Genomic DNA, 15,890 nt, shown 5'->3' on the forward strand with positions numbered 1-15,890 from the left:
CACCGTGCCGGCCGTATGACCGCGCTCGTCATCTGCCACTTCGTCCTCGCCGCGTGCGCGCGCCCGCTGGTGCGCCGGCTGGGCGCGCGCGCCTTCGTGGTTCTCGCGCTGCCCCCGGCCGCCACCACCTGCTGGGCGTTCGCGCAGTGGGACACGGCGGCCTCCGGCGCCTCGGTCACCTGGTCGTGGAACTGGATCCCCGCGTACGACGTCTCCGTCGCCCTGCGCCTGGACGCCCTCGCCGAACTGATGGTGCTGCTCGCGGCGGGCGTCGGCACGCTCGTCCTGCTCTACTGCGCCTCGTACTTCAGGAGCGACACCCCACAACTGGCCGGATTCGCCGGGAACCTGCTCGCCTTCGCCGGGGCCATGCTCGCCCTCGTCCTCAGCGACGACCTGATCACGCTCTACGTCTTCTGGGAGCTGACCACGGTCTTCTCCTACCTGCTGATCGGATTCGACAGCGAGCAACGGCACAGCCGCCGCTCCGCCCTCCAGGCGCTCACCGTCACCACGCTCGGCGGCCTCGCCATGCTCGTCGGCTTCCTGATCATCGGTCAGGCGGCGGGCACCTACCGGATCTCGGAGATCATCGCCGACCCGCCCCGGACGAGCCTCGCCGTCTCCGTGGCCATCGTGCTGATCCTGTGCGGGGCCCTGTCGAAGTCGGCGATCTGGCCGTTCAGCCTCTGGCTCCCGAACGCCATGGCGGCGCCCACCCCCGTCAGTGCGTATCTGCACGCCGCGGCCATGGTCAAGGCCGGTGTCTACCTCGTCGCCCGGCTCGCCCCCGGCTTCGCCGACGTCCCCGTGTGGCGGCCCGTCGTGATGGTCCTCGGCGCCGCGACGATGCTGCTCGGCGGCTGGCGGGCCCTGCGGCTCAACGACCTGAAGCTCGTCCTCGCCTACGGCACCGTCAGCCAGCTCGGCTTCCTCACCCTGCTCGCGGGCGTCGGCAACCGCGATGCGGCACTGGCAGCCGCCGTCATGATCCTCGGTCATGCCCTGTTCAAGGCACCGCTGTTCCTCGTCACCGGCATCGTCGACCACGCGGCCGGCACCCGGGACCTGCGCAGGCTCTCCGGTGTCGGACGGTCGCTGCCGTACGTCTGCGCCGTGGCCGTGACCGCCGCCGCCTCCATGGCCGCACTGCCTCCGCTGCTCGGCTTCGCCGCGAAGGAGGCCGCCTTCGACGCACTGCTGCACGGCGACACGGCGGACCGCTGGGCGCTGGGCATCACGGTGGCGGGCTCGATGCTGACCGTCGCCTACACCGTCCGCTTCGTCTGGGGCGCCTTCTGGCGCAAACCCGGGGTCGCCGACACCCCGGTCCACCGGGTCAGCCCGTCCTTCCTCGCGCCGCCCGCCCTGCTCGCCGCCTGCGGGCTGGTGCTGGGCCCCGGCGTGGGCTGGACCGACCGGCTGCTGAGCGCCTACGCGGACGTCTTTCCCGCCCCCGCCCACCCGTACCACCTCGCGCTCTGGCACGGCTGGGGCACCGCACTGCAGCTGTCCGCCGTCGCCACGGCGGGCGGTGCGGTGCTCTTCGCTGTACGCACCCCGGTCACCAGGCTCTCCCGGCGGATCGCCTGGCCGACGGCGGACAGCGTCTTCGGGCATCTGCTGCTGGGCCTCGAACGGCTCTCGCTCCAGATCACCGGCGTCGTCCAGCGGGGCTCCCTGTCGGTGTACCTCGCCACCACCCTCCTCGTGATGCTCGCCGGTCAGCTCACCGCGCTCGTCGTCGACCGGCCCTGGCACGGGGCGGCCGCGCCACGGCTCTGGGACGTACCGCTGCAGGGCGCCGTCGCGGCGCTGACCTGCGCGGCGGCGCTGTCCTGTCTGACCGTCAGACGCCGCATGAAGGCCGTGGTGCTGGCCGGGCTCACCGGATACGGGACCGCGCTGCTCTTCGTCGTCCAGGGCGCACCGGACCTGGCGCTCACGCAGTTCTGCGTGGAGACCGTGTCGATGATCGTGTTCGTGCTCGTGCTGCGACGGATGCCGGTGCACTTCCAGGAGTCGATGAGCAACTGGCGGCGGGCCGTCCGGATCCCGGTGGCCCTGGCGGCGGCGGCCACCCTGAGCGTCGTGGTGTGGGTCGCGGCGGCCGCGCGCACGGCGGAGCCCGCCGGGGCGGCCATGGTCGAGGAGACCGCGGACCACGGCCTCAAGGACGTGGTGGCCACCATCCTGGTGGACCTGCGCGCCTGGGACACGATGGGCGAGTCCGCCGTCCTGGCCGCCGCGGCGATCGGTGTGACGAGCCTGATCTACCTGCACCGCCGTGCCGAGGGCGACCCGGCACCGCCGGAGGCACGGCGGCACACCGCCTGGTCGGTGGCCACGCCTCCGCTGACCGGACTGCCGCACGGCGACGAAGGCGCCCCGGAGCGCAGCTGGCTGGCGGCCGGCTCCACGCTCGCACCCGAGCACCGGTCCATCGTCTTCGAGGTCGTGGCACGGCTGCTGTTCCACCCGATCCTGGTGCTCTCGGTCTATCTGCTGTTCTGCGCGGAGAACATGCCGGGCGGCGGATTCGTCGCCGGACTGGTCGCCGGGGTCGCACTGATCACCCGCTATCTGGCGGGCGGACGCTTCGAACTCGCCGAGGCCGCGCCCCTGCAGCCCGGGCTCTTCACCGGTCTCGGCCTGTTCCTGTCCACCGGAGTGGCGCTGCTCGGCCTCGCGGACGGCACCGTTCTGCACGCCTGGACCCACCACGGCCACCTGCCGCTGATCGGCGACTACCACTTCGGTACGCCGGTGATCTTCGACTGCGGGGTCTATCTGCTGGTCCTGGGCGTGGTGCTGGACATCGTGCGGGCCCTCGGCGCCAAGGTCGACCGGCAGATCGAGCGGGCGGCAGCCGCCGCCCAGGCGGCCACGGCCGGACCGGCACCCGGACCGGCCGCTCCCGAGACGGGAGGCACCGCCCCGTGACCGTCAGCGCCTCGCTCCTCGCCACCGCCGCGGTCCTGTGCGCGGTCGGCGGCATCCTCATGCTCACCCGTCCGCTCACCCGGATCCTGCTGGGCGCGGTCATCGCGGGCAACGGCATCAACCTGCTCGTCCTGTCCGCCACCGGATCGGCCGGCCGCGAACCCCTGCTCTACGGCGTCGAACTGGGCCGGGTCACCGACCCGCTGCCCCAGGCCATCGCCCTCACCGCCATCGTCATCACGCTGGCCACCACCGCGTTCCTGCTCGCCATGGCCTACCGCAGTCACCAGTTGACCGGCACGGACGAGGTGCACGACGACGACGAGGACCGGCGCATCGTGCTGCGCGCCGAAGTGCTGGGGGAGCGCGACGAACTGCGCGAGCAGTACCGGGCGGAGGCCGAACCCAGCGCCGAGGCCCGCCGCCGCTACCGCGAGGAGCGCCGCCGTCTGCGGGCCAGACTGCGGGCCGACCGCGCGCTCCAGGCCCGCGGCAGGGACGCGAGCGGGGACCTGTGGCACGACGTCCTGGGCGCGGACGCGGAGGACTACGCGGCCGAGCGGCCCGCGGAGCGGCCCCAACCCCCCACGAACCGAGGAGACACCGGGTGAACGCACTCGTCCCGCTGCCGGTGCTGCTGCCGCTCTGCGCCACCGGCCTGAGCCTCGCCTTCGGTACCAGGCTCAAACAGTTCCAGCGCTTCATCAGCGTCGCCGTCCTCACCGCCGTACTGGGACTCTCGGTCGCCCTGATGATCGCGGCCGACATGAACGGCCCGCTGAGCGTCCATCTCGGCGACTTCGCACCACCGCTCGGCATCACCCTGGTCGCCGACCGGCTCGCCGGACTGATGCTGACCATCTCCTCGGCCGTCACCCTCTGCGTCCTCGTCTACTCCCTGGGCCAGGGCATGGCCGACCGGGACGAGGAGACGCCGGTCGCCGTCTTCCACCCCGCCTACCTCATCCTCGTCGCCGGGGTCTCCTGCACCTTCCTCGCCGGCGACCTCGTCAACCTGTACGTCGGCTTCGAGATCATGCTGGTCGCCAGCTTCGTCCTGCTCACGCTCGGCGGCACCGGCCCCCGGATCCGGGCGGGCTCCACGTACGTGATCATCTCGCTGTTCTCCTCGATGCTCTTCCTCACCGCCATCGCCATGACCTACGCGGCCACCGGAACCGCCAACTTCGCCCAGCTGGCCGGCCGGCTCGCCGAACTCCCGCTGGGCGTCCAGACCCTGATCCAGGGGATGCTGCTGACCGTCTTCGCCATCAAGGCCGCCGTCTTCCCTCTCGCCGCCTGGCTCCCCGACTCCTACCCGACCGCGCCGGCGCCCGTCACCGCGGTCTTCGCCGGACTCCTCACCAAGGTCGGCGTCTACTGCATGCTGCGCACCGAGACCCTGCTCTTCCCCGGAAACCGGCTCGGCGACCTGCTGATGGCCGCGGCGCTCGCCTCGATGGTCGTCGGCATCCTCGGCGCGGTCGCGCAGACCGACCTGAAGCGGCTGCTCTCCTTCACCCTCATCAGCCACATCGGCTACATGGTCTTCGGCATCGGCCTCGCCACCCGGGAGGCGTACGGCGGCGCGATCGTCTACGTCGTCCACCACATCACCGTCCAGACCACGCTGTTCCTGGTCGCCGGGCTGATCGAGCGCCGCGGCGGCACCACCGAGCTGACCCGGCTCGGCGGCATCGCCAAGGCCGCCCCACTGCTCGCCGTCCTGTTCTTCGTACCCGCGATGAACCTGGCCGGCATCCCGCCGCTGTCCGGTTTCATCGGCAAGCTCGGACTCATGCGCGCCGGCGTCGCCGACGGCAGCGTCTGGGCCTGGATCCTCGTCACCGGGTCGACGGCGACGAGTCTGCTCACGCTGTACGTGATGGCCAAGGTCTGGAACCTGGCGTTCTGGCGGGCGGCGCCTCCCGGCCAGGCGGCGGACGGCACGGTCCTGGAGTCGGACGACGACAGCGACGACGACACCGACGAGGGCCCCGACCGGATGCCCGGCACCGGTGACGAAGGGGTACGCCCCCGGCACGAGCCGGCCGGTCGCGCGGTCGCGGCCACGCTGCACGGCCATGCCGTCACGACCACGACCCGGCTCCCACGCCCGATGACCTGGGCCACCGCGGCGACGGTCGCGCTCGGCCTCGCCTTCACCGTGTTCGCGGGGCCGCTGACCGAGTACACCGACCGCTCGGCCGCCGAGCTCATCGCGCGCGTCCCCTACATCGAGGCGGTGCTCGGCCGGTGAAACGCCTGATCACGTTCCCCTACCGGAACAAGAACCTGCCCCCGTTCAGCGTGGAGTTCGGCGGTCGCCGGCCACGCGTGCTCGACCTGCCGCTGATCGCCTGGCTCACCGTCATCTGGGTGCTGCTCTGGTCCAGCCTGAACTGGGCCAACGTGCTGACCGGAGTGGTGGTCGCGGTGGCCGTCTGCCTGGCGTTCCCCCTGCCGCAGGTCGATCTCGGGCTGCGGCTCCATCCCTGGGGCATCGTGCGACTGGTCGTCTATCTGCTCTACGACATGTACACCTCCGGCGTGAAGGTCACCCGGCAGATCTTCGCGGGCCACCCGCACCGGGCCGCCGTCATCGCCGTTCCGCTGCGCTGCCGCTCGGACCTGATGCTCACCGCGACCGCCGTCGCGGTGTCGAACGTGCCGGGCGGATCGATCATCGAGGTACGCCGCGCGACCGCCACGGTCTTCGTGCACGTCCTCGACGCGGACCTGCCCGCCGAACTGGACGCGGCCCGGCGTTCCGTCTGGCGCATGGAGGAGCTGACCGTCCGGGCCTTCGGCACCCGCGACGAGATCGAGCGGGTCGCCGGGCCGCCCCCGCCCGCACCGCACACCGGCGAGCGGCCGGGAGACCAGGAGGAGGGCGCATGAGCGGGCCGGAGACCGTCGACCGGGTGCTGCTGACCGCATCCGTCGTCCTGATCGTCGTGGCCGGAGCGGGCCTGCTGTTCCGGATCTGGCGCGGCCCCTCGATGCTGGACAGGGCGCTCTCGCTCGATGTCTGCGCCGCCCTCATCATCTGCGGGCTCGGCGCCAAGTCCGCCTTCGCGCGGGATCCGTTCTACTTCCCGATCATGCTGGTGCTGGCCTTCCTCGGCTTCACCGGTTCGGTCGGCATCGCCCGCTTCATCGCGGTGCGCGACCGGCCGCCGGGCCCCGCGGGCACCGACGCCGGGCCGCGGACCGGCAAGGAGGCCCCATGAGCCCCTGGCTCCAGATCATGGACACGGCGGGTGCGGTCCTGCTGCTGATCGGCGCGGCCATCTGTCTGCTCGGCGTGATCGGCATGCTGCGGCTGCCGGACGTCCTGTCCCGCAGCCACGCCGCGACCAAGCCGCAGTCGCTCGGCATGCTGCTGGTGCTGGCCGGAGTCGCGCTGCGGCTGCGCAGCGGCATGGATCTCGCGACGCTGGCGCTGATCGGCTTCTTCCAGCTGATGACCGGCCCGGTCGCCGCACACCTGGTCGCACGCTCCGCGTACCGCACGGGCCAGATCGACCATGGTGAACTGCTCTTCGACGAACTGGACGAGCAGCTCACCGAGGAGAGCTGACGCTGAGGAACCCCGCCCGCGGTCAGAACTCCTGGCGCGTCGCGCTGCGGCCCGCGGCGGACAGCAGGGAACCGATCGCGATCCCGATGACGAGATACAGGGCCGCCGAACCGATCCTGGCGTCCAGCGGGGCGGACGTGGTGAAGGGCAGCAGCACCATGACGGCGGTGGCGAGCGTGACGATCCAGGCGAAGAAGGTGCCCGGCTGCGGCGTCGCCAGCATCAGCACGTGCAGCAGGGCGGTGGCCACCAGGGCGGCGAACGCCGCCCCCATGGCCAGCACGCCCGTCGACGCGTCGCCCATCGCGCCGTCACCCTCCGGCGCGAAGACCGGGATCCCGAGCACACCGCGCAGCAGCAGCAGCCCGACGACCGCGGTGAGCGCGGCCACCAGGGCGGTCATCGCGCCGCCCGCCCAGAGCCGTCCCGCGTCGACACGGGGGCCCCGGGACCGCGGCCGGTGCTGCGGCGGTACGAATCCGGTCTGCTGCGGCTGCCAGTCGTAACCGTCCTGTGGGTCCATGACCGGACCTCTCCCCTCGATCGACCGAATCCCGATCGTCGGACGGCCGGAGTACGGGGGCGACCGGGCGCGGTCCGAACGGGTGAGACGGGCGGGGGCTGACGGCGGCTCAGGAGCGCGCCTCCCGGGCACGGCTCCGACCAGGGCGGGACTCTCCCGGGCACGGCTCCGAGCGGCGGCGCGGCTCCTCCCGGTCGCGGTCCTTCCCGGGCACGGCTCCTCCCGGTCGCGGCCCGCGCGGGGCGGGACAACCTTCAGTGGTCCTCGGCGCCCGCCGTCAGGATCGACTCGATCGTGCCCTCCTGCAGCGGGTGCGGGGCCTGGGCGGCGAGCCGTGCGTACAGGCGGTGCCAGGCGGCTTCGTCGTCCACCGGCAGATGCCGGCGCACCAGCTCCGCGACGCCGGCCAGGGCTTCGGCCACCGCCCCGGGCGCGTCCGCCCGATGCCGGGCATCGCCCAGGTACCGCAGGACGCACGGCCCCTGACCGGCTACCCGGATCAGGTCGTCGGCGGTGATCACGCCCTCCTCCAGCATCCGGTCGAGCAGGTCGACGGGCCCGTCGGGCGTACTCCCGTACCGGATGCCGTTCCGCAGGATCCCGCGGGCGACCACCGGGTCGTCGCTCCGGCACACGGTCCGGCCGCGCTGGTGGTCCTGGACAGCCGCGTCGGTGTGCCGTGCCAGGACCTCCGGCGGCGTCGACGGGCGGTTGACCACCTGGGCCCAGTGCGTGAACGGCTCGCGTACGTGCTCCGCCTCCAGATAGCTCCAGTCGACCCCCCAGCCGTCGAAGAGCAGCATCAGCTGTGACGTGTCCGAGGCACCGGAGCTCCGGCTCACCCGGCGCAGCCGCGCCACCAGCTTCGGTGTGGTGAACTCCCGCTGCGCACGCGTCCGGAGGGCGGTCTGCGGGTCGGGGGCCGTGAGCGCCTTGGCGCAGATACGGCCGACGGCGGGGGAGACCCGGCCCGTGGCCAGGAGCGCGGTCAGCCGGGCGGGACCGCCGGCGAGCAGGAGGCCCAGACAGCCCGTCAGATGTTCCTGGACCTTGAACTTCTTCTGGCCGTGACCGGCGAACGCCGCCTCGATCAGCTCCGGTTCCCGGGCCTGGAGGCATTCGTGGTGGACGAGGGAGGAGATGTCCGCCACCCGAGGCGCGAGAGCCACGGCCGGGTCGGTGAGCGCCTGGCGCCGCTGGTCCGGGGTGACCCGGGCCCAGGTGTTCACCACGCTCAGATGGATGTCCCGGTCGCCCAACGCGAGCAGGGGCACGGCGGTCCGTCCGTCCGCATCCGTCCCGCGGGCCAGGACGAGCAGCGCCTCGCGGTCACCGGCGTCCATCAGATGCCGCAGCACGCCGGGAGGGGTGCCGTGGCGGACGGCGACCACGTACTGGGCGAGCAGGACGCCCGTGCCGTCGGGCAGCGTGGGCATGACTCGATCGAGGACCGCGCTCTGCGCCCGCCGCAGCACCTCGCCGGACGGCCACCACCACGTCGCGTCGAACAGCTCGTCGGCCGCCGACTTCCTCCCGCCTCTCCGGCGCACGTAGGTCCGCTGGTCCTCCAGATCGCGCGCGGGCCGCACGATGCCGGGATCGGGCGCGAGGGACCCGGCCAGTTCGAGCACCTGCGGCCACGTGATGTCCGGCCGGTCCGACGCGGCGGTGCAGTGCTTCTCCACCGCTGTCAGAAGCCGGAGCCAGGCCTGCGGATCGGTGCCCAGCGCGCCGGTCAGCAGGGTCCGCAGTTCGCGTTCGACGGCGTGACGGACACGGCTCGCCTGCCAGCGCGCCCGGACCGGCATGAACAGCCGGGCCGGCAGCACCTCCAGGACATCGGCCGCCGTGACGATGCCGCCCAGGTAGAACGGCGACAGCCAGGTCGCGATGGCGGCGGCCTTCCTGCTGCCGGTCAGGCCGCGGCTCGTGCGGTCCGTCTCGAACCGCAGTTGCTCCAGGACCTCCACCCGGTCCGGTACGCGTTCCGGACGGGGGCCGCGCGGGTCGCGCTCCGGGAAGCCGCACGCCGCCCAGGAATCCGTCAGCCAGTCGGGGCATCCGGTGGCCGCGGGCCAGAAGGTGCGGTGCGTGGCACCGAGGAACCGGACGGTCTCCGGCTCGCTGGGCACGGGCGGCCGGCCCCCGCCTCCTTCCACCGCGAGACGGCGCAGCAGATCGATCGCCGCCACGGCCGAGCGCTCGGTCGCCCGGAACGGCGCCCAGTGCGCCTGGCTCCGGGTCCGGGCCGTGTGCCCCGCGTCCGCGCCGGCCGCCGGCCGCCCCGTACCGCCGCTGTCCGTGTCCGTCACTGCCCCCGCTGTCGTCATGGAGGAAGTTCAGCACATGCCTCTGACAACGCCGTGCGGAGCCGGGGCTGTACGGGCGCCGCGCCGGTCAAGGGACCGGCCGTCCTGGAAATCGGGCAGGCGGAGCCGCCCGCCTGCCCGTCCTCGGCGAAGCCACGGCAAGGTGACCGCCGACCCCGAAGCGCACGAGAAGGCCTGGTATTCGGAGCCCGGCCCTCGCCGCTCCGGGCCGCGCAGGGTCACGTAACGTCTGGCCGCATGACTGACGACGGCACCCGGGAGGCATCCGTGGACGACCACCGCATGAGGGCACGTGAGCTGGGCATACCGCTGAACGGCGAGCCGGGGACCTGGAACGCCATCACGGACGTTCCCGGGGTCGAGGTCGGGTACGTGACCCTCCGCGAGGGCGACGACGTACGCACCGGCGTCACCGCGCTCCTCCCGCGCGGCAGGGACGGAGTGGGCATGCCCTGCGCGGCCGGCCTGCACTCGTTCAACGGCAACGGCGAGATGACCGGCACCGCCTGGATCGAGGAGAGCGGGTCCCTCGCCGTTCCGGTGCTCATCACCAACACCTACGCGGTCGGCCCGGTGCACCGCGGCGTCGTCGAGTGGGTGCGTGCCAACCGCCGCGACATGGCGCCCGAATGGCTGCTGCCGGTGGTCACCGAGACCTGGGACGGCCACCTCAACGACATCCACGGATCGGCCGTGGAGTCCCGCCACGCGGCCGCCGCCATCGAGGCGGCGGCCTCCGGGCCGGTCGAGGAAGGATGCGTCGGCGGCGGTACGGGCATGCGCTGCTACGGCTTCAAGGGCGGCTCGGGGACCGCCTCGCGGGTGGTGGAGTACGGCGAGGACCGGTACACCGTGGGCGCCTTCGTGCAGGCCAACTTCGGCGCGCGGCGCGAACTGGTGGTGGCCGGTGTCCCGGTGGGCCGCGAACTGCCCGACGGCCCCGTACCGGAGCCCGACGGCGAACGCCAGGTCCCGCCCGGGGCGGGCTCGGTGATCGTGGTGGTGGCCACGGACGCACCCCTGCTGCCGGGCCAGTGCGAGGCGCTGGCCCGGCGGGCGACCCTGGGCCTCGCCCGTACCGGAACCACCGGCAGCCACTTCTCCGGCGACATCTTCCTGGCCTTCTCCACGGCCAACGAAGGGGCCCTGACCAGCACGTTCCCGGAGGATGACGGCAGCGCCCCGTACGAGTCGATGCGCTTCGTTCCCTGGGGCCGGATGGACCCCTTCTACGGTGCGGTGGTCGAGTCGGTGGAGGAGGCGGTCCTGAACGTGCTCACGGGTGCGCACGCGATGACCGGCCGGGCCGGCCACCACGTGCCGGCGCTGCCGCTGGACCGGGTCTCCGCGCTGCTGGCCGCGCGGGGCGCGGTGACGTAGGGCCTCTCGGCCGGATCATGCCGGCGGCCGGCCGCGATGCCGGACGGCCCCGTCACCCGCGCGGGCGAAGCCCCCGGAATCCGCCCGCACGGTGGTGTCCCCTCCCGGCGGGGAGGGGACACCACCCCTGTGAGGACCGGTCCGTGACGGTTTCCCGACCGCGGTCCGTGCGTTCTCAGGCGCCGAGGAGACGGAGATCCGAAGGATCCCTGACCCGGCGCGCCCTGTCCCGTTCGGCAGTCGCCCCCGATGCTGGAAGGACGGTGCCCGAGGCGGGCGGAGGAGGAACGGGGACGCGTGATGCTGACGACGACGGCACACCCTGCGCAGGGAACCCCCGCGCCCGGCGGTCTGTCACGGGGGGTCCGCAGGATCACCCTCGAAGCCGCCGGCGGGATCCCCCTGTCCGCGCTGCTGAGCGAACCCGACGACGGACGCCCGCCGCGTGCCACCGTCGTCGCCCTGCACGGCGGCGGGATGAGCGCCGGGTACTTCGACGGGCAGGCACACCCGGACGTCTCGCTGCTGACGCTCGGCGCCCGCCTCGGCTACGCCGTCCTCGCGCTCGACCGGCCCGGCTACGGCGCCTCGGCCCCGCACCTGCCCGCCGGGCAGCACGTCCTGGACCAGGCGGCGACGGTACGCTCCGCCCTCGCCGACGCACAGGCCCACCACGTCCGCGGCCCCCTGTTCCTGCTCGCCCACTCCTTCGGCGGCAAACTCGCCCTCGCCCTCGCCGCCGACACCCCGCCCGACGCCTTCCTCGGCCTGGACATCTCCGGCTGCGGACACCGGCCGGCCGTCTCCGCGACCCTCCTGAACCACGGGGCTCGCACCGGACTGCGGCAGCTCAACTGGGGCCCGCTGGGGCTGTACCCGGACGGGACCTTCCGCGAGGCCGGGGCAGTCGTCGCCCCGATGCCCGACCAGGAGATCGCGTCGGTTCAGGAGTGGAGCGCACTGTCCACCCGCCTGCTGCCGCGCGTAGGCGTGCCGGTCCGCTTCACCTTCGCCGAGCACGAGGCCTGGTGGTGCCAGAGCGACGCCGATCTCACGGACCTCGCCGCACAGCTCTCGGCGGCGCCACGGGTCCTCGTCGACCGGCTCGCCGGAGCCGGGCACAACATCAGCCTGGGCCGGGCCGCCAGGGCGTACCACCTGCGGGCCCTGGCCTTCCTCGAAGAGTGCCTGGACGACGGCGCGCCCACTGCCGCACAGTGACCGCCGACGCCCGGGCCCGGCCCTTCCGAGCCCTCGGGATCCGCAACTTCCGGCAGTTCGCGGCAGGCCAGGTGGTCTCGGCGGCGGGCACGTGGATGATGGTGGTCGCCCAGGACTGGCTCGTCCTGGAACTGACCGGCAACTCGGCGAAGGCCCTCGGCACCGTCACCGCACTGCAGTTCACCCCGATGCTGCTCCTCACCCTCCACGGCGGAAGGCTGGCCGACCGGTACGACAAACGGGTCCTGCTGCTGGCCGCCAACATCCTGTCGGGCCTGCTCGCGCTTCTGCTGGCCGCGTCCGTCCTCACCGGGACGGCCGGGCCGGGGCAGGTCTACGGCTTCGCCTTCTGTCTCGGACTGGTCAACGCGGTCGAGGTCCCCACGCGGATGGCCTTCGTCGGTGAGCTGGTGCCCGTCGAACTCCTGCCCAACGCCTCCGCCCTGAGCGCCGCCTACTTCAGCGTCGCCCGTGTCGTCGGCCCCGCCGCGGCCGGCCTGCTCCTCACCGTTCTCGGCACCGGCTGGGTCATGGTCGTCAATGCGTTCAGCTACCTCGCCACCGTCGTCGCCCTGCGCCGGATCCGGCCCGACGAGCTCTACCGCACGGCGCGTGAGGCGGGTCGGGCGCGGGTCATCGACGGGCTGCGGTACGTACACGGGCGCCCCGATCTCCTGATCCCGTTCGCCATGATCGCCGTCATCGGCCTGTTCGGTCTCAACTTCCAGCTCACGCTGCCGCTGCTCGCCCGGACCGTGTTCCACACCGACGCCTCCGCCTTCGGTCTGCTCACCACGGTCTTCGCCGCGGGCTCGCTCACCGCCGCCTTTCTCACGACGGCCCGCACCTCGCGCCCCTCGGCCCGGCTGGTGACCGTCTCGGCCCTCGCTTTCGGAGGGCTGGAGGCCGCGGTCGGCTGGGCTCCGTCCTACCCGGCCGCCCTCGTCCTGCTCTTCCTCACCGGCGGCGCCTCCGTCTACTTCGCCCAGGCCGTCAACCACCGCATCCAGCTGGGCAGCGATCCGCTCTACCGGGGCCGGGTCCTCGCGCTGTACACCCTCGTCCTCCAGGGCTCCACCCCGCTCGGCGCCCTCGCCGTCGGGTACCTCGCCGAGACCCGGGGTGCCCGGAGCGCGTTCGTCGTCGGCGGGCTGGCCTCACTCGGTACGGGCCTCGCCGTCCTCTGCCTGCGCGCGGGCCGAAGCGGGCCCGGCGAACCGGGTGATCTCCCGGTGGATCGCGTGGCGCAGCGCCCAGGTCCGCGATCCGTGCCATGACAACAGGAGCCGGTGCGCCACGGTTTCGGCCGGGCGGCCGATTCCGGAGGGCAGGCCGAGCTCTGCCTCCAGGACCTCGACGTGCCGCAGGAAGAGGCGGCCGGCACCGTTGGAGGATTCCGCAGCGTGGGTCGCCCATGTCGAAGCGGATACTCATTGCCCGTCCCCGTCCCCGTCCCCCGTTCGGCCGCCGACGCCACAGGACGGAGCGCGCCTCGCGCCATGGTGACGTCGAATGAGTGTGCGTACTCATGCGCGGCCGGTGGCCGGATCAGCAGAATGAGGCCCATGACTCATGAGCTTCGCGCACGTCTGTCCCGACGCACATGGCCCTGGTCGCACACGACCTCCCGCGGCTCGGACATCGTCACGGCCCTCATGCTGCTCATCGTCGAGATCGTGGTCTTCGGGTGGACCATGTTCGGCTACGGGATGGACGGGTGGGCCGCGCAGGGAGAGCGGGAGGCGGTCGACGAGGCGACGCTGGCGAGCATCGCGTTCATGGAGCACTTCCTCATCGCCGTACTCGTCCTCTTCGCGCTCGCGGCGCTGTCGCGCTCCCCGTGGACAGCGGTCCTGCAGCTTCTCGCGGCCGGCGCCCTGGCGGCGATGATCGTCTTCAGCCAGCACGAGTACGAACAGTCGCACCCGCGCCCCGCGCCCACCCCGAGCGCCGGCTACGTGCCCTGCTACAGCGGCAGCGGACGATGCGACTGACCCGCCGAACCGCCCACGGCCGATGTCCCGCCCCGGGGCTGCGTACTCCGACGTGGTGCCGGAGTACGCAGCCCCGGGGCGGGACCTGGCCTTGATATGCCCACCGGCACTACTTCGGGTCGTTGTTGAACTTCGCGGTGGACCAGAGGTAGCCGAGGACGGTGAGGGCGAGGCACCAGGCCAGGGCGAGCCAGCCGTTGTGGCCGATCTCGGTGCCGAGGAGGAGGCCGCGCAGGGTTTCGATGGCGGGGGTGAAGGGCTGGTATTCGGCGATGGGCCGGAACCAGCCGGGCATGGTGTCGACGGGGATGAAGGCGCTGGAGAGGAGGGGGAGCAGGATCATGGGGAGCGCGTTGTTGCTGGCGGCTTCGGCGTTGGGGCTGATGAGGCCCATGCCGACGGCGATCCAGGTGAACGCGGTGGCGAAGAGGACGAGGAGTCCGAAGGCGGCGAACCATTCGAGGGCGGTGGCGTCGGTGGAGCGGAAGCCGATGGCGACGGCGACGGCGCCGACGAGGACGACGCTGGCGATGCACTGCAGGACGCTGCCGATGACGTGGCCGATGAGGACGGAGCCGCGGTGGATGGCCATGGTGCGGAAGCGGGCGATGATGCCTTCGGTCATGTCGTTGGAGACGGAGACGGCGGTGCCGATGGTGGTGGAGCCGATGGTCATGAGGAGCAGGCCGGGGACGATGTAGGCGATGTAGTCGGCGCGGTCGGCGTGGGTGCCGCCGATGCCGGCGCTCATGACGTCTCCGAAGATGTAGACGAAGAGCAGGAGCAGCATGATCGGGGTGAGCAGGAGGTTGAGGGTGAGGGAGGGGTAGCGGCGGGCGTGCAGGAGGTTGCGGCGGAGCATGGTGTTCGAGTCGCGGGCGGCGAGGGCGAAGGCGCTCATCGGACTGTCTCCTTGGACTGGTGGGGCTGGGCCGGCTGGTCGTTGCCCGTCAGGGCGAAGAACACGTCGTCGAGGTCGGGGGTGTGGACGGTGAGTTCGTCCGCCTCGATGCCGGCCGAGTCCAGCCAGTCGAGGATGGAGCGCAGTTCGCGCTGGCCGCCGTCGCTGGGGATCTGCAGCGAGAGCGCGTCGTCGTCCCGGGTGACCTCGTCCAGGGCGGACGCGGCGGAGCGGTAGGCGGCAGGGTCGGTGAAGCGGAGCCGGACGTGCCCGCCGGGGACGAGGCGCTTCAGCTCGTCGGCGGTGCCTTCGGCGGCGATCTTCCCGTTGTTCAGTACGGCGATGCGGTCGGCGAGTTCGTCGGCCTCCTCCAGGTACTGGGTGGTGAGGAAGACGGTGACGCCGTCGGTGACCAGCGCGCGGATGATGCCCCACATGGTGTGGCGGGAGCGGGGGTCGAGGCCGGTGGTCGGTTCGTCGAGGAAGATGATCCGCGGGCTGCCGACGAGGGTCATGGCGATGTCGAGACGTCGTTTCATGCCGCCGGAGTAGGTGGAGGCGGGCTTCGACGCGGCGTCGGTGAGGTCGAAGCGTTCCAGGAGTTCGGCGGCCACCCGACGGCCCTCCTGCCTGGACAGATGGTGCAGGTCGGCCATGAGGAGCATGTTCTCCTCACCGGTGATCAGGCCGTCGACGGCGGAGAACTGCCCGGTGACACCGATCGCCGCGCGCACGGACTGGGGGTCGGTGGCCAGGTCGTGGCCGTCGACGTGCAGGTCGCCGGCGTCCGCGGTGACGAGCGTGGAGAGGATCTTGACCGCGGTGGTCTTGCCGGCGCCGTTCGGGCCGAGCAGCGCGAACACGGTGCCGGCGGGGATGCGCAGGTCGATCCCGTCCAGGACGGTCTTGTCCCCGTAGGACTTGCGCATACCGACGGCGGAGACGGCGTCCGGTGACGACCGGTCGCCACCCTTTCTGGATGTGGGCATGACAGATGAAGGCATGGAGCCCTCCC

Annotated in this window: 14 protein-coding genes; 10 read left to right on the forward strand and 4 right to left on the reverse strand. The window is 72.4% G+C overall.

The genetic code is table 11. The annotated features are described in order from the left end of the window. Window positions 1-15: 15 nt before the first annotated feature. Genes ACIQMX_RS16520 through mnhG form a run of 6 tightly spaced genes read left to right on the forward strand, consistent with a single transcriptional unit; the run spans window position 16 to window position 6,526 of the window. Window positions 16-2,943: a Na+/H+ antiporter subunit A gene (locus tag ACIQMX_RS16520; RefSeq protein ID WP_402478581.1), complete on the forward strand. Its 2,928-nt coding sequence runs from the start codon at window positions 16-18 to the stop codon at window positions 2,941-2,943. Then, the gene (locus tag ACIQMX_RS16525; protein ID WP_402478584.1) at window positions 2,940-3,554 is read left to right on the forward strand and encodes a Na(+)/H(+) antiporter subunit C; all 615 of its coding nucleotides are present in this window, start codon (window positions 2,940-2,942) and stop codon (window positions 3,552-3,554) included. The genes ACIQMX_RS16520 and ACIQMX_RS16525 overlap by 4 nt, the downstream gene beginning before the upstream one ends. Continuing rightward, window positions 3,551-5,203, forward strand: coding sequence for a Na+/H+ antiporter subunit D (locus ACIQMX_RS16530; RefSeq protein ID WP_363074133.1), 1,653 nt, complete (start codon window positions 3,551-3,553; stop codon window positions 5,201-5,203). The genes ACIQMX_RS16525 and ACIQMX_RS16530 overlap by 4 nt, the downstream gene beginning before the upstream one ends. Beyond that, the gene (locus ACIQMX_RS16535) at window positions 5,200-5,844 is read left to right on the forward strand and encodes a Na+/H+ antiporter subunit E (RefSeq protein WP_363074135.1); all 645 of its coding nucleotides are present in this window, start codon (window positions 5,200-5,202) and stop codon (window positions 5,842-5,844) included. The genes ACIQMX_RS16530 and ACIQMX_RS16535 overlap by 4 nt, the downstream gene beginning before the upstream one ends. Then, a complete protein-coding gene (locus ACIQMX_RS16540; protein ID WP_363074137.1) occupies window positions 5,841-6,176 on the forward strand; it encodes a monovalent cation/H+ antiporter complex subunit F in 336 nt (111 codons plus the stop codon). The genes ACIQMX_RS16535 and ACIQMX_RS16540 overlap by 4 nt, the downstream gene beginning before the upstream one ends. Further along, on the forward strand, window positions 6,173-6,526 hold the full coding sequence (gene mnhG, locus ACIQMX_RS16545) for a monovalent cation/H(+) antiporter subunit G (protein ID WP_363074139.1): 354 nt from the start codon (window positions 6,173-6,175) through the stop codon (window positions 6,524-6,526). Before ACIQMX_RS16540 ends, mnhG begins: the two co-directional genes overlap by 4 nt. A 22-nt stretch (window positions 6,527-6,548) precedes the next feature. Here the strand turns inward: mnhG and ACIQMX_RS16550 are convergent, their stop codons facing one another. Further along, window positions 6,549-7,049: a DUF6069 family protein gene (locus ACIQMX_RS16550; RefSeq protein WP_363074141.1), complete on the reverse strand. Its 501-nt coding sequence runs from the start codon at window positions 7,047-7,049 to the stop codon at window positions 6,549-6,551. A gap of 254 nt (window positions 7,050-7,303) precedes the next feature. Further along, a complete protein-coding gene (locus tag ACIQMX_RS16555) occupies window positions 7,304-9,379 on the reverse strand; it encodes a hypothetical protein (RefSeq protein ID WP_402478590.1) in 2,076 nt (691 codons plus the stop codon). A gap of 282 nt (window positions 9,380-9,661) precedes the next feature. Here ACIQMX_RS16555 and ACIQMX_RS16560 point away from each other — a divergent pair, with 282 nt between their 5' ends. The 4 genes from ACIQMX_RS16560 to ACIQMX_RS16575 all read left to right on the forward strand — a co-directional run bounded on the left by ACIQMX_RS16560 (window position 9,662) and on the right by ACIQMX_RS16575 (window position 13,974). After that, the gene (locus ACIQMX_RS16560) at window positions 9,662-10,759 is read left to right on the forward strand and encodes a P1 family peptidase (RefSeq protein WP_363074238.1); all 1,098 of its coding nucleotides are present in this window, start codon (window positions 9,662-9,664) and stop codon (window positions 10,757-10,759) included. Between the two features lie 300 nt (window positions 10,760-11,059). Then, on the forward strand, window positions 11,060-11,980 hold the full coding sequence (locus ACIQMX_RS16565) for an alpha/beta hydrolase (RefSeq protein WP_402479397.1): 921 nt from the start codon (window positions 11,060-11,062) through the stop codon (window positions 11,978-11,980). Next, the gene (locus ACIQMX_RS16570) at window positions 11,977-13,257 is read left to right on the forward strand and encodes an MFS transporter (RefSeq protein ID WP_402478593.1); all 1,281 of its coding nucleotides are present in this window, start codon (window positions 11,977-11,979) and stop codon (window positions 13,255-13,257) included. Before ACIQMX_RS16565 ends, ACIQMX_RS16570 begins: the two co-directional genes overlap by 4 nt. A 288-nt stretch (window positions 13,258-13,545) precedes the next feature. After that, the gene (locus ACIQMX_RS16575; RefSeq protein WP_363074149.1) at window positions 13,546-13,974 is read left to right on the forward strand and encodes a DUF6234 family protein; all 429 of its coding nucleotides are present in this window, start codon (window positions 13,546-13,548) and stop codon (window positions 13,972-13,974) included. A 109-nt stretch (window positions 13,975-14,083) separates the two neighbouring features. Here the strand turns inward: ACIQMX_RS16575 and ACIQMX_RS16580 are convergent, their stop codons facing one another. Beyond that, window positions 14,084-14,875 carry an ABC transporter permease gene (locus ACIQMX_RS16580; protein ID WP_402478597.1) on the reverse strand — a complete coding sequence of 264 codons (792 nt, stop codon included), beginning with the start codon at window positions 14,873-14,875 and terminating at the stop codon, window positions 14,084-14,086. Further along, window positions 14,872-15,864: an ATP-binding cassette domain-containing protein gene (locus ACIQMX_RS16585; protein ID WP_402478599.1), complete on the reverse strand. Its 993-nt coding sequence runs from the start codon at window positions 15,862-15,864 to the stop codon at window positions 14,872-14,874. The genes ACIQMX_RS16580 and ACIQMX_RS16585 overlap by 4 nt, the downstream gene beginning before the upstream one ends. Window positions 15,865-15,890 lie beyond the last annotated feature (26 nt).

Origin of the sequence: Streptomyces sp. NPDC091416 (assembly GCF_044756845.1) — a bacterium.
In the GTDB taxonomy this organism is placed as follows: domain Bacteria; phylum Actinomycetota; class Actinomycetes; order Streptomycetales; family Streptomycetaceae; genus Streptomyces.

What these genes read in the sequence shown, in the direction of transcription:
- ACIQMX_RS16565 (WP_402479397.1), top strand. Translation starts at nt 11,060, where the DNA reads ATGCTGACGACGACGGCACACCCTGCGCAGGGAACCCCCGCGCCCGGC.
- ACIQMX_RS16560 (WP_363074238.1), top strand. Translation starts at nt 9,662, where the DNA reads ATGAGGGCACGTGAGCTGGGCATACCGCTGAACGGCGAGCCGGGGACC.
- ACIQMX_RS16580 (WP_402478597.1), bottom strand. Translation starts at nt 14,875, where the DNA reads ATGAGCGCCTTCGCCCTCGCCGCCCGCGACTCGAACACCATGCTCCGC.
- ACIQMX_RS16520 (WP_402478581.1), top strand. Translation starts at nt 16, where the DNA reads ATGACCGCGCTCGTCATCTGCCACTTCGTCCTCGCCGCGTGCGCGCGC.
- ACIQMX_RS16585 (WP_402478599.1), bottom strand. Translation starts at nt 15,864, where the DNA reads ATGCCCACATCCAGAAAGGGTGGCGACCGGTCGTCACCGGACGCCGTC.
- ACIQMX_RS16575 (WP_363074149.1), top strand. Translation starts at nt 13,546, where the DNA reads ATGACTCATGAGCTTCGCGCACGTCTGTCCCGACGCACATGGCCCTGG.
- mnhG (WP_363074139.1), top strand. Translation starts at nt 6,173, where the DNA reads ATGAGCCCCTGGCTCCAGATCATGGACACGGCGGGTGCGGTCCTGCTG.
- ACIQMX_RS16555 (WP_402478590.1), bottom strand. Translation starts at nt 9,379, where the DNA reads ATGACGACAGCGGGGGCAGTGACGGACACGGACAGCGGCGGTACGGGG.
- ACIQMX_RS16540 (WP_363074137.1), top strand. Translation starts at nt 5,841, where the DNA reads ATGAGCGGGCCGGAGACCGTCGACCGGGTGCTGCTGACCGCATCCGTC.
- ACIQMX_RS16550 (WP_363074141.1), bottom strand. Translation starts at nt 7,049, where the DNA reads ATGGACCCACAGGACGGTTACGACTGGCAGCCGCAGCAGACCGGATTC.